Source organism: Sphingopyxis jiangsuensis (genome assembly GCF_016734905.1).
GTDB classification, from domain to species: Bacteria; Pseudomonadota; Alphaproteobacteria; order Sphingomonadales; family Sphingomonadaceae; genus Sphingopyxis; species Sphingopyxis jiangsuensis.
Genome location: NZ_JAERPO010000002.1, coordinates 986,749 through 999,863, shown reverse-complemented (window position 1 = coordinate 999,863; position 13,115 = coordinate 986,749). Strand labels below are relative to the sequence as shown.

Below are 13,115 nucleotides of genomic sequence, written 5' to 3'. Positions count from 1 at the left end.
GGGTGATGGTTCGACGCCACCCCCTGTCCGCCGCACTTCCGGTCGCGTGGTTTTTTACCGACGAGCGGCTGTTGCTTCCGGTCGAGCGCGTCGCGGCTGCATTGCCACCGGGGAGCGGCATCGTTGTGCGGCACGACAGGCTGGTGCCAGGGGCACGCTGGCGCCTTGTGCGGCGGCTCGCTGCTATCGCGCGGGCGCGCGGACATATATTGCTGCTCGCCGGAATCCCCGAAACCGCACGGCGCTGGGGAGCCGACGGCGTCCATTTGCGCCAGCGCGATGCACGGCACGCGGCGCAGGCCAGGCGCAACGGCCTGATCGTCTCGATGCCGGTCCATGATGGGAAGGAGGCGCGCCGGACGCAGCGAGCGGGGGCGATGCTCGCTTTCGTTTCGCCGCTTTATCCGACCCGCTCGCACCCCAGCGCGCCCGCGCTCGGTACCGCCAAATGGGCACGCCTCGCGCGGGCGAGCGGTGCCGGCCCTGCTGCGCTCGGCGGAATGACGCGTGGGCGTGCGCGGCGGCTGCAGCGGCAGGTCGCTGCGCAAGGCATGCGCGTGGCGTGGGCAGCGATCGGGGCGTGGGAGGACAAGGCGCTCGCGCGCCAAAAGCGTCAGAAGCGGAACGCGGTTCCGACATAGACCGCCTGACTGTCGCGGCGCGAATCGGTCAGCGGCTCCACGCGGTCGCCCGGGCGATAGCGCACGCCGGCGGTGACATCGATATTCTTGGTCAGGCGATAGCTGCTCACGACATCGACGGTCTGGTCTTCGCCGGGCGCGGTCACGCGGTCGGTCGCACCCGCCGGGTCGCTTGACCGGCTGACCATGCGCGTTGCAAAGCGCGATTTCTTTTCGGCCTGCTCGGGCGCGCGCGCGACGGGCAGGTTGGCGATATCGACGCCGCGCGGCAGCGAAGGCGTTGCGAACTTCTCATAGCCGACCGATGCGCCCAGATCATATGTCACCGGCGTGATTGCGACCGGCGCCTTGGTGCGGCCCGTCGCCAGCGCGGCAGTACGCGCGGCACTCGATGCGTCGTCGCGTGCGCGGATCACGACGGTGATTGCGCGATTCTTGCGACTGTCGTCGGTGATCGCGGGCGTGAAGCGGAAGCCGCTGCGCGCCTCGGCCGACATCTTGGTATATTGGGCGATCAGCCGCGGGTCGCCCGACGCAGGCGTAAACTGGCCGAGCAGCGTTTCGGAAAGCTGGGTGTCGAGAATCCGCTCGGCGCGCGACATTGCCGCAAGCGCCGGGGGCAGGGCGAGCGAAAGCGCCGCCAGAACGGCAAGGCTCCCTCTCCAATAATGTCGCGAACTACGCGCCATCTTTCTGCGACTCCTCTACGACTCACCAGATAGGCCGCTTGCACCCAAAATTCCAGTGATTCGCACCCCATAAACCGTACCGCATTCCTATTTTGCCGAAATTGTTGCGCAATGACCACAGTTTGGTTGCAGGCGAAAGCATTCGATGACTGGAAACTGAACGGTGGCGCGTGCCGAATTGCCGTGCTTGCCCGATGCGGGCAAGGGCGATAGAGACGCTGACAAATCCAGCATGCGCGGCCGCGTTTTCGATGCCCGGCGGTGCCCAGAATAAGGTGTTTCGGCATGTTCCAGCTTTCCGTCCTTGCTTCGCGCAGTCGCCGACCGGCCGCGCTCGCGCTGCTCGGGCTCGTCGCGCTCGGCCTTTCGGCGTGCGGCGGCAGGGAACGTCCGCGCGCCGACCTTGCTGCATCGCAGGTCACGACGATCGGCGTGAACAGCTATTTGTGGCGCGCCTCGCTCGATGCGCTGTCGTTCATGCCGCTGCTCCAGGCCGACAGTTCGGGCGGGGTGATCATTACCGACTGGTATGCGAACCCCTCGAACCCGAACGAGCGGATGAAGGTCACGGTGTCGATCCTCGATCAGGATCTGCGCGCCGACGCGCTCCGCGTCGCCGCATCGCGCCAGGTTGCGCAGGGCGGCGCCTGGGTCGATGCGCCGGTTCAGGCGGCAACGGTGCAAAAGCTCGAGGAAATCATCCTCACCCGCGCCCGCGACCTGCGCCGCAGCGCGATCGAGGGGTAATTTCCATTCCTGTCATCCCGGCGAAGGCCGGGATCTCGACCTCGGCGTCATGATCCACGGGCGAGATCCCGGCCTTCGCCGGGATGACGATCATGTAAGTCAGACCAACGGGGTAACCGACACATGACCCGCGAAACGCGCTTTAGCGCCCTCGCCGCCGATGCTCGCTGGCAGGCGGCATGGGATGCCGCGAACAGCTTTGCCACGCCCGATACGGGCGGCAAGCCCAAGGCCTATATCCTCGAAATGTTCCCCTATCCGTCGGGGCGCATCCATATGGGGCATGTCCGCAACTATGCGATGGGCGACGTGCTCGCGCGCTTCAAGCGGATGACCGGACACGACGTGCTTCACCCGATGGGCTGGGACGCCTTCGGCATGCCCGCCGAAAATGCCGCGATGGAAAAGGGCGTCCACCCCGGCGGCTGGACGCGCGCCAATATCGACGCGATGCGCGCGCAGCTGAGGCGCCTCGGCCTCGCGATCGACTGGAGCCGCGAGCTCGCGACCTGCGATGCCGACTATTATGGACAGGAACAGGCGCTGTTCCTCGACCTTCACGCCGCTGGCCTCGTCTATCGCAAGGAAAGCTACGTCAACTGGGACCCTGTCGACATGACCGTTCTCGCGAACGAGCAGGTGATCGACGGTCGCGGCTGGCGCTCGGGCGCGCTCGTCGAGAAGAAAAAACTGTCGCAGTGGTTTCTCAAGATCACCGACTTTGCCGACGAGTTGCTCGAAGGGCTGAAGGAACTCGACCAGTGGCCCGACAAGGTGCGGCTGATGCAGGAAAACTGGATCGGCAAGTCGCAGGGGCTCGAATTTTCGTTCAAGCTCGTCGGCGGAAAGCCGGGGTTCGACGTCTTTACGACGCGTCCTGACACGCTGTACGGCGCGAGCTTCACGGCGATTTCGCCCGACCATCCGCTCGCCGAAAAGCTGGCGAAGGATTCGCCGCGCCTTGCCGAATTCATCGCCGAATGTCGCCGTCAGGGCACCTCGGCCGAACAGCTCGAAACCGCCGATAAGATGGGCTTCGACACCGGGCTGTCGGTCGAACATCCGCTTGACCCCGACTGGCATCTGCCCGTCTGGGTGGTGAACTATGTGCTGATGGATTATGGCACCGGCGCGATTTTCGGATGCCCGGCGCACGACCAGCGCGACCTCGACTTCGCGCGCAAATATGAACTGCCCGTCCACCGCGTCATCGCCGATGGCGACGAGACCGAACAGCGCTTCGCGGGCGACGAGGCCTATGTCGGTCCCGGCCGCCTTGTGAACAGCCATTTCCTGAACGGCATGAACATCGACGAGGCGAAAGCCGCGGTCATCGCGCGCGCCGAACATGAAGGCTGGGGCAAGGGCACGACCGTATGGCGGCTGCGCGACTGGGGCGTGTCGCGCCAGCGCTATTGGGGTACGCCGATCCCCTTCATCCATTGCCCCGCATGCGGTCTTGTTCCGGTCCCCAAGGACCAGCTTCCCGTCGAGCTTCCCGAGGACGCCGATTTCTCGGTCCCCGGCAATCCGCTGGGTCGCCATCCGACGTGGAAGCATGTCGCCTGCCCGTCGTGCGGCGGCGATGCGGTGCGCGAGACCGATACGCTCGACACCTTCGTCGATTCGAGCTGGTATTTCCTGCGCTTTGCCAGCGCGCCTTCGGACAAGCCCTTCGATCCCGAGGTCATCCGCCGCTGGTTGCCCGTCGACCAATATATCGGCGGGATCGAGCATGCGATCCTGCACCTGCTCTACGCGCGCTTCTGGACGCGTGCGCTCAACAAGCTCGGGATGGTCGACGTCAAGGAGCCGTTCGCGAGCCTGTTTACGCAGGGCATGGTGACGCACGAAACCTACAGCCGTCCGCAGGGCGAGGGCCTCCCGCCGCTCTTTTTCACCCCCGAAGAGGTGGTGCGCGGCGCCGACGGGGCGACGCTCGAGGCCGATGGTGCGCCGGTCGAAATCGGCCGCGTCATCAAGATGTCGAAGTCGAAGAAGAATGTCGTCGATCCCGACGCGATCCTCGACCAATATGGCGCCGACGCGGCGCGCTGGTTCATGCTCTCCGACAGTCCGCCCGAGCGCGACCTGCCTTGGAGCGAGGCGGGAATCGAGGGCGCGTGGCGTTTCGTCCAGCGGCTGTGGCGCCTGTTCGGCGAGACCGGGAATGTCGGCGACGGTGGCGAGGACAAACCGCTTGCACGCAAGCTCCACCAGGCGATCGCCGGGGTCGCCGCCGATATCGAGGCGCTCGGGTTCAACAAGGCGGTGGCAAAGATCCACGCGCTGGCGAACGAGATCGAAAAGGCGAAACCCTCGACCACCCGCGCCGAGGCGTGCCGGACGCTGATCCTGCTCGTCGCGCCGATGATGCCGCACTTGGCCGAAGAGGCATGGGCCGCGCTCCCTGCGGCGCAGCGCACGAGCGCACTCGTCGCCGACGCCGTCTGGCCCGTTGCCGATCCCGCGCTGCTCGTCGACGACGAGGTGACGATCGCGATTCAGGTCGCGGGTAAGCTGCGCGACACGATGACGCTCGCCAAGGGCATCGACAAGCAGGCCGCCGAAGCCGCCGCTCTGGCGCGCCCGCGCATCGCGGAACTGCTCGGCGGGGCCGCGCCGAAGAAGGTGATCGTGGTTCCCGACCGACTGGTGAATATCGTTCCCTGAGCGGATGACCGGGAACAAACCCTTCCCAATTCCGTTCGTGTCGAGCGAAGTCGAGATGCGTCTGGCGCAGCGCCAGCGTGTCTCGACTTCGCTCGACACGAACGGGGTTAGGGGGCATGAGGGTATTTGATGCATAAGCTTGTCACCGCCTCGATTGTTGCCGCCGCGCTGGCCCTTGGCGGGTGCGGCCTTCGCCCGCTTTACGCCAGCGGGAGCAAGGGGGCGGTCGCGCAGATGCTCGCCGATGTCGATGTCGCGCCGATCGAGGGGCATTCGGGATGGCTCGTCCGCAACGCGCTGCGCGACCGGCTCCAGCCGACGCAGGCAGGGCAGGGTGCGGGCGGCCGCTTGCGTCTCGACGTGCGGCTCGAGGATTCGATCACCGGTTTCGGCGTGCGCGCCGACGATGCCGTGACGCGCGAGCGGCGCACCTTGCGCGCACGCTACCAGCTTGTCGACGCCGGAACCGGCGAAGTGCTGCTCGACGCGACGGCGGCGCAGGATGCCGGCATCGACGTGGTCGGCAGCGAATATGCGACGATCGCTGCCGAATCGTCGGCGCTCGAACGGCTCGCCTCGGGAATCGCCGACCAGATCGTTGCGCGGCTCGCGGTCTATGCGCAGCGCGGAGGCCCGGCCGCAGCGCCCGCCTCGTGATCCGGTCGTCGCGACGATGAAGTCCGTCAAGCCCGTCGACCTCGAACGCCAGTCGCGGCTCGATCCGAATATCCGCCTGACCTTGCTTACCGGTCCCGATGACGCGACGATGGCGGCGGTCGCGGCGCACCTTGTCGGACTCGCGGGCAAGGAGGCCGAGCGGCTCGACCTTAGCGGAACGCAGCTTGCGCAGGACCCGTCGCTCCTCGCCGCCGAAGCCGCGTCGATGTCGCTCTTTTCGCCGAGCCGTGTGATCCGTCTCGAGATCGCCGGTAATGGCGATGATTGCCTTGCCGCAGTCGAAGCACTGTTTGCGGCAGAGACCGCAATCAATCCCGTCATCGCATCGGGCGCGGCGATCACCGCCAAGTCGAAACTGGTGAAGCTGGTCGAAGCCGCACCACATGCGGTCGCTGCCATCTGCTACCAACCCGACCGCCGCGCGCTCGTCGGCATAGCGATGGCGGCGGCTTCCGAGCAGGGATTGCGGCTTGCCAATGCAGAGGCGCAGCTGCTCGTCGACCTTGTGTCGGGCGATCAGGCGCTGATGCGCCGCGAGATCGAGAAGATCGCGCTCTACCTCGATGCCGCACCCGACCGGCAACGGCAGGTGACCGCCGCCGATATTGCCGCGCTTGGCGCCGCGACGCACGAGGAGGACGTCAGCGCGTGCATCAATGTCGCGCTTGGCGGCAAGCTGCGCGAGCTGCACGAGATGCTGGCGACCGCGGCGGCGGTCGGCGTTGCCGAAATCCGGATCATTCGCGCGCTCGCGATCCGCGCGATGCAGCTTGCGCGCCTGCGGGCCGAGGTCGATGCCGGGGCGCATCCTGCAACCGTCGTGTCAGCGCGCAGCAGCGGCGTGTTCTGGAAGGAACGCGACGCGGTGACGGCGCAGCTCCACATCTGGGACTCGGTCCGCGTCGCGCGGTTGATGACCCGCCTGATCGAATGCGAGCGTGCCCTGAAGTCGTCGGGAACCGCAGGCGCGGTCCTGTTCCGCAAACTCATGACGGACATTGCCCATCAGGCGGCGCGCGCGCGCTGACGGATTATGCGCCGTCGTCCGACGATTTGCGCGCTTTGGGAACGTCGGGCGGAACGAAGGTCCAGACGGTATCGCCTGCTTCGACTGTCGGGCGATACTGCGTCGAAAAGATCCGCAACTCGCCCGACGCGCGCTCCACGGCAAGGCTGTCGCCGCCCGTCGCCTTCATCCGCTCGACGAAATCGGAATAGCTGTATTTCTCGGTGATCTTTGTCCGCCCGAACGTCCAGCCTGCCTGCAAACGATCAAGCTGTTCCTCGATCGGCGTGCCTGCCAGGGTGAAGATGCGCCCGCGCCGCTGGCTTGCAGCGCGCGATTCCCCGACCATCCGGCTGACCCGGTCGTGCCCGATCTCGGCCGCGAGCTCGCTGCATACAAGCGCATTGTAACTGTCATTGTCGGTCGCGGCGATCAGCTGCTGATAGTCACCCATGTCGAGGCTGTCGTCATGGGCTTCGTCCAATATGTCGCCATGATAGACCGGAAGGTCCGCCCGTCGAGCGCGGCGCAGCGCAAGAATGCTGGGGTCGGCGACAAGCACCTTGCGATCCTGCGCCTTGACGAATTCGGCAAAGGCGATCGTCCAGCTGTTCGCGCCGACGAGCAACACGCCATCACCCTTGCCGCGGTCGAGCCCGAGCCACTGGGCAAAGCGCGCGGCGGTAAAGCCATGCGCAAAAATCGTGGCGATGACGACCGCAAAGCTCAGCGGAACCAGCGCCTCGGCCCCCGCGATCCCATAGTCGGAGAGACGCAGGGCAAAGAGGCCGGTCACTGCCACCGCGACAATGCCGCGCGGTGCAATCCAGGCGACGAACAGCCGCTCCTTGAACGGGATACGCGTGAACAGCAGTGCGACCATGATGGTCAGCGGACGGACGACAAAGAGCAGCAGGAGGAGGAAGACGACGAAGCGCAACTCGAAATTGCGCACCACTTCCCAGTCGAGCGTGGCGGACAAGATGATGAACACGCCCGAGACGAGGATGACGGTGAGGTCCTCCTTGAAGCGCTGGAGCACATGCGTTGAATATGTCTCTCGGTTCGCCATGACGACGCCCATCACGGTGACAGTAATCAGCCCCGTTTCATGCAGGATCAGGTCGGACAGGACAAAGGTTGCGACCACCGTGGTGAGGAGCACCGGGGCCTTCAGGAACTCGGGCACCCAGCCGCGCGGAAACGCCCAGGTGAGCGCAAAGCCCGCCGCGCCGCCGATGATGATCGCGAGCACGCTCGCCGCGACGACGTCGATCACGATGCCGACGCTGTTCGCCTCTGCGCCGCCGTGGATGATATAAGCGTAGATGCCGACCGCGAGCAGAGCCCCGATCGGGTCGTTCACGATCGCTTCCCATTTCAGCATATTCTTGACGCGCGGCGCGATATTGAGCGACCGCAGCATTGGAATGATGACCGTCGGCCCCGTCACGATCATCACGCCGCCGAGCAGCGCAGCGAGCTCGAAAGGAAGCCCGGCGCCATAATAGGCGGCAGCGGTGCCGAGCGCCCAGCCGACCGGAACCCCGACGAAGACGAGCATCGCGACCGCCAGCCCGGCCTGCCGAAGCTCGCGGAACTTGAGGCTGAGCCCGCCCTCGAACAGGATGATCGCGACGGCCAGCTTGATGATCGGCTCGCGCAGCTCGCCAAAATCGCGCTCGGGGTCGAGCAGGCCGAGGATGGGACCGGCGACGATGCCGGCGATCAGCATCAGCGCGATCGCCGGGCGGCCGGTACGCCACGCGATCCACTGCGCGCCGATACCGATGACGCCGATCAGGGCGATTTTCACGAGCAGGGATTCGATTGCGAACATGGACCATTCCTAGTCGGCGCGGCACGCCCGCGGCTACAAAAAAGGGCCGCTCTTCCCCCTGGAAAGAGCGGCCCCCGATATGCTGTGCCCTTGGATCAGAAGCGGAAGCGCCCCGTCACGCCATAGGTCCGCGGTTCGGCAAGGAACTGCGAGAAAATCTGGCGGCCGCCCGGATATTGCGGGTCGGTGAAGGGCGCCGACGTCGTCCCCGCCTGGAAGGGCGAGTTGAACGCGACCTGCGAATATTGCTTGTTGAAGATATTCTGCGCCCACAGTTCGATGCCCCATTTCTCGTCGGGGCCGCGAACGCCGATGCGTGCGTTGAACAGCGCATAGCCGTCCTGCTCCTTCTGCGGGAAGAGGTCGGAGCCGGTGTTGTAATCGCTGGTCATGCGACCATCGATATAGACGAGGCCCGTAAGTCCGCCGCTGCCGAGTTCGGGCGTCCAGGTGACGCTGCCGGTCGCGACCAGTTCGGGCGCGTTCGACAGATTGTCGCCGGGCAGCTTGCGCAGCGCCGGGTCGAGCGGCGCGCCGAAGCGGTTGCCGACCAGATTGTTGCGATAGCTGGTGTCCGCATAGGTAAGGCCTGCCGCGACGCGGAAGTTACGCGCCGGAACGAGCGAAGCCTCGATCTCGACGCCCTCGGCCCGCACGCCCCAGCTCACATCGTCCTGCGCACAGGCGCCGGTCGCCGCGCTCGTATCGCGGTCGGCACCGCCCAGATCGGTGGTGCAGCCGTTGATATTCTGGACGAGGAAGACCGTGCCGTTGAACGTATTCAGCTGGAAGTTCTTGAAGTCCGAGCGGAACAGCGAGACGCCGAGGCTGAACGGGCCGGTCGAATATTTCGCGCCGAGTTCATAGCTGTTGACCAATTCGGGGTCGAACTGCAGCGCCCCGACAAGGCTCTGCGCCCCGCCCGGCGTCGCCGCGAACGGAAAGATCGGCGATTTGAGCGCCGAGCGGTCGAGGTTGAAACCGCCTGCCTTGTAGCCGCGTGAATAGCTGGCATAGAGCAACAGATCGTCGACCGGCTTGTACGACAGGATCGCGGTGCCGGTGAATTCATCCTCGCTGCGGCTGTCGCTGATCGATACGCCGTTGAGCTCGGCGGTCGAATTGCCCTGGCAGCTCAGACCGATGAGCGCGCCGGCAAGCGCGCGGGCCGTGGCGTTGGGGCTCGCCAGATCGTCGAGCACCAGACCCTGCACGGTGGTGCAGACGGTGTTGTCGTTCGAGAATGTCGCCCCGAAGTCCTTCTTGTCGTTCGTGTACCGCAGGCCGAAGGTGAAATCGAGTTTATCGGTGATGTGGAAGATATTGTGCGTGAAGAGCGCCCAATTCTCTCCATTCTGGCTGTAGCGATCGTTGATGCTTCCCAGGTCGTTGAGCCCGTCGAGCGCGGTAAAGGCCGCGACGATGTCGGGACCCGAGGCGCCGGATGCGCCAGCGATTGTTGCGGGACCAACGCCGGGCGCCACGCAAAGCGGGCTATTCGGCGAATACAGCCCTGCGAGCCCGCCGCCGGTGATGATGCGGCAGTTCGCGAACCGGCCATATTGGGTGCCGAAGCGCAGATTGTCGCGCACGCGCAGCTTTTCATTGGCGTAGAATCCGCCGACGAGCCAGTCGAGCTTGCCGTCGAACGCCTCGCCCTGCAGGCGCAATTCCTGCGTGAAGGTGTGGAACTGGCGATAGGCATCGTCACTTGGGGCACGATAGAGAATATCGACCGCGCCATAGTCGGTGTCCGACGCCTGGCTCGACCGATATTCGCGATAGGCGGTGATCGACGTCAACGTCGCGCCGCCGAGATCATAGTCGATCTGGCCCGAGAAGCCATAATCCTTGGTCTCGCCAGCGTAGCTCCGGCCGGGGCTGACCGACAATGTCCGATCATAGCCCTGGTTGAACGCGCTGAGCGGCTGGCCGAGGTCACGCAGCACGTTGATGATGTTGTTGCCGTCCGGCTGAAGCGGCGCGAGCGGCGTCGACGGATTGTTGAGGTTGCCGATATAGGGGTTGACGCTGTTGTCGACATAGATGGCGCCGCAGCATTTCTCGTCGCGGAACGTATAGTCGGCGATCAACCGGATCGACAGCGCGTCGGTCGGTTCGAACAGCAGCTGCCCACGCAGGAAATAGCGGTCACGGTCGTTGACGTCGGTGTTGTTCGTCGTGTCGCGATAAAAGCCGTCGCGCTTGACCCAGATGCCGTCGAGGCGCGCGGCGAGCGTGTCGCTGATCGGGCCGGTGACGCTGCCGCCGAGGCGCCAATAGTCGTAATTGCCATAAGTGATCTCGCCCGTCGCGCCGAACTGGAAATCGGGCTTTTTCGAATAGATGCTGATGAGACCCGCCGACGAGTTACGCCCGCCGAGCGTTCCCTGCGGGCCGCGTTGCACTTCGACGCGGTCGATTTCGCCAAGTTCGTTGAGGCCGATGCCCGAACGCGAGCGATAGACGCCGTCAATGAAAACCGGGACCGAGCTTTCAAGTCCGGGGTTGTCGCCGACCGTGCCGATACCGCGGATACGCGCCGAACCATTTGCTTCCGAGCCGGTCGACGACACGAGCAGCGACGGCGCCACCTGGTTGAGCTGGCGAATATCGTTCGCGCCGCTGTTCTGCAGCGTTTCGGCGTTCACGGCCGAGATGGCAACGGGAACGTCCGACAGCAGCTGCGAACGGCCTTGCGCCGTGACGACGATCGGCGCGTCGTCGAAATCGTTCTGCGGCGCGCTGTCCTGCGCCTGCGCTGGCATGGCGACAGTCACGACAGCCAGCGATACGCCGAGCGCACTCGAGCGCAGGAGACGGGCAGCACAAAGGGTCGATGATTTCATTTTGGGCACTCCTCTCAACATTTCGTTGTTTTTATTGGCCCTGAAACATACCGGAAATGCCGCCCTGTTCCAGACGATGCGCCCGATTCACGTCATGTTTTCGGCGAGTGATGCTTTTGTGTCACAGGCGCCAAAGCCGCACTTTCGCGTGCATTCAGGCCCCGTGCCCGCTTGACGTAGCGTCATCGAAAATGGCTCTACCATAAGCAACTGACAGCAATTTTTCGCCCGCTACGACCATTGCGTGGTAGGTGCCGTCGAAATTGGCGGCGATAGCATCGTCGCCGACATCGAGGCCGCCGGTCAGACTACCGAAAGCGGGCAGAATCATTGTGCGCTCGTCGCGGGCGAAGCAGGGGCGAACCACGGGGCGACCGCGAAGGTTGACACGCAACTTCGGATGGAAATGGCCCGAGACTTGGGGGCGACGATCGGCGGGCTTGCATTGGTGACGAAAGACGATGCCATCGACCTCGATCTCGGCGGCGACCGCACCGCCCCACGCGCCCGCCGACAATCCATCGTGGTTGCCGGCTATCCAGAGGAGTTCGACCCTGCTCGAAAGGCTCGCCAACCGCTCGGCCGCGGCGGGCGCCATCCGGTCCGCCGACAGCCGGTCATGAAAACTGTCGCCCAGGCACCAGATCGCGCGCGCGCCGGTCGCGTCGACAAGCCGGTCGAGTCGGTCGAGCGTATCATGGCTGTCATAGGGGGGGAGCGGTTGCCCTTGGGCTGCGAACCAGCTCGCCTTTTCGAGGTGCAGGTCGGCGACGATCAGCGCGCCGTGGCGCGGCCAGAATAGCGCGCGATCGGCCAAGGGCCGGACACACTGGTTCGCAAAATCCAGGCTGGGCTGAAACTCCATCGCCCCGCTATGGCAATGGCGCAAAAGTCCGGCAAGCCTGCCTAGCTGCCGGGACGAAGGTCGCTTGCCGCGAAACGATATCCGGCCGGACGTTGGGCCGCATCGGGCATGTCAAATACGACGCGTTTGTTCGGATAGTCGATTTCGATGCGGTCGAACAGCGACAGGCTGTCCATACCGAGAAGCAGCGCCGGCCGCTCGTGTAATCCAAGAACGCGAAAGGCCTGCCCATCGGCAAAGGAAATCGGAAGATCGTTGATGTCGATGCCGCCGATCGTGATGCGCCGGATGGCCGTCCGGGTGGCAGGAACATCTTCACCGGTCACGGCGCCCAATGTGGCGGAAAAGAAGGGCACGCGATTTTCGCGGCGCGACGCGACGAGCTTCATCAGCGCCATATTGCCCACGCTCGTCTGCGCACCCGTGTCGACGATGACATCGATCCTGCGGTCGCCGATACGCGCGTCGGACAGGATCAGACGACCCGCCGAGTTGCGCGCTGTCACGACAATGGCGTCGCGGTCGCGGATGACGGGGCGCGCGCGACGGTGCGTTTCGAGAATTTTCATGCTTTCGTTGCGAAAATCGATGAGCAGGCGCCGATCCTCGAGCATGTCGACGCCGATCAGGCCGGCGGCGCCGATATGCCGCCCGAAAAAGGCCGGGGCGTCGAATTCCTCGAGCCGGAGATTGGTCATCTGCAGCGCGGCAACGCGGAAGCTGGGAACGGTCGCGCCGCTGCCGATCGTCGCCATCCGAAGTTTTTGGCCCTCGACAAGGTCGAGGCGGGCGGCGAGTTCGCGCGCGATGACCGTCCGCTCCGCGCCGGTATCGACCAGAAAGGAGAAGGGCCCCTCGTCGCCGATCATTACCTTGACCGACATGCGCCGCGTCGCGTCGAGATCGAACGGCTGGACAAAGGGGACGACCTCTCCGGTCGTGCTGGCCTCGTCCGGTGCTTGCTGGGCCGGTGGCGCCGCGGTCGGCGTCGGGGTCGAGGTCTGGGGCGTAGGCGTGGCGCCGACCAGTGCCGGGGCCGCGAACAACATCCACAGGCTGAAACGCCTCGTCGGGGTAGTCGCTGGCATCGTTTCTCTCCGCCCTACAGTCTACGCCTCCTCTGCCGG

The 13,115-nt window shown here is 65.1% G+C and carries 10 protein-coding genes; 5 read left to right on the top strand and 5 right to left on the bottom strand.

All coding sequences use genetic code 11. The annotated features are described in order from the left end of the window. Window positions 1-5 precede the first annotated feature (5 nt). Window positions 6-641 (top strand): thiamine phosphate synthase, encoded by a 636-nt coding sequence (locus JI743_RS11415; protein WP_201928424.1) that lies wholly within the window; start codon window positions 6-8, stop codon window positions 639-641. On the opposite strand, the gene JI743_RS11410 is transcribed toward JI743_RS11415, so the two are convergent. Then, the gene (locus tag JI743_RS11410) at window positions 614-1,330 is read right to left on the bottom strand and encodes a hypothetical protein (protein ID WP_201928423.1); all 717 of its coding nucleotides are present in this window, start codon (window positions 1,328-1,330) and stop codon (window positions 614-616) included. The genes JI743_RS11415 and JI743_RS11410 overlap by 28 nt on opposite strands. Before the next feature lie 285 nt (window positions 1,331-1,615). Between JI743_RS11410 and JI743_RS11405 the strand changes: the two genes are divergently transcribed. The 4 genes from JI743_RS11405 (at window position 1,616) to holA (ending at window position 6,455) form a co-directional block, all read left to right on the top strand. Next, window positions 1,616-2,077 (top strand): DUF3576 domain-containing protein, encoded by a 462-nt coding sequence (locus JI743_RS11405; RefSeq protein WP_201928422.1) that lies wholly within the window; start codon window positions 1,616-1,618, stop codon window positions 2,075-2,077. Between the two features lie 123 nt (window positions 2,078-2,200). Next, the gene (gene leuS, locus JI743_RS11400) at window positions 2,201-4,750 is read left to right on the top strand and encodes a leucine--tRNA ligase (RefSeq protein WP_201928421.1); all 2,550 of its coding nucleotides are present in this window, start codon (window positions 2,201-2,203) and stop codon (window positions 4,748-4,750) included. A 129-nt stretch (window positions 4,751-4,879) separates the two neighbouring features. Beyond that, complete coding sequence (lptE, locus tag JI743_RS11395; RefSeq protein WP_201928420.1) at window positions 4,880-5,407, top strand: LPS assembly lipoprotein LptE; 528 nt, start codon at window positions 4,880-4,882, stop codon at window positions 5,405-5,407. Between the two features lie 16 nt (window positions 5,408-5,423). Beyond that, window positions 5,424-6,455 carry a DNA polymerase III subunit delta gene (gene holA / locus JI743_RS11390; protein ID WP_201928419.1) on the top strand — a complete coding sequence of 344 codons (1,032 nt, stop codon included), beginning with the start codon at window positions 5,424-5,426 and terminating at the stop codon, window positions 6,453-6,455. A 4-nt stretch (window positions 6,456-6,459) separates the two neighbouring features. Here the strand turns inward: holA and JI743_RS11385 are convergent, their stop codons facing one another. The 4 genes from JI743_RS11385 to JI743_RS11370 form a co-directional block, all read right to left on the bottom strand. Then, the gene (locus JI743_RS11385; RefSeq protein WP_201928418.1) at window positions 6,460-8,274 is read right to left on the bottom strand and encodes a cation:proton antiporter; all 1,815 of its coding nucleotides are present in this window, start codon (window positions 8,272-8,274) and stop codon (window positions 6,460-6,462) included. A 95-nt stretch (window positions 8,275-8,369) separates the two neighbouring features. After that, on the bottom strand, window positions 8,370-11,123 hold the full coding sequence (locus tag JI743_RS11380; RefSeq protein ID WP_201928417.1) for a TonB-dependent receptor: 2,754 nt from the start codon (window positions 11,121-11,123) through the stop codon (window positions 8,370-8,372). Between the two features lie 154 nt (window positions 11,124-11,277). Continuing rightward, window positions 11,278-11,988, bottom strand: a complete 711-nt coding sequence (pdeM, locus tag JI743_RS11375) for a ligase-associated DNA damage response endonuclease PdeM (RefSeq protein ID WP_201928416.1) — start codon at window positions 11,986-11,988, stop codon at window positions 11,278-11,280. A 41-nt stretch (window positions 11,989-12,029) separates the two neighbouring features. Continuing rightward, a complete protein-coding gene (locus tag JI743_RS11370) occupies window positions 12,030-13,076 on the bottom strand; it encodes a retroviral-like aspartic protease family protein (RefSeq protein WP_201928415.1) in 1,047 nt (348 codons plus the stop codon). Window positions 13,077-13,115: the final 39 nt, after the last annotated feature.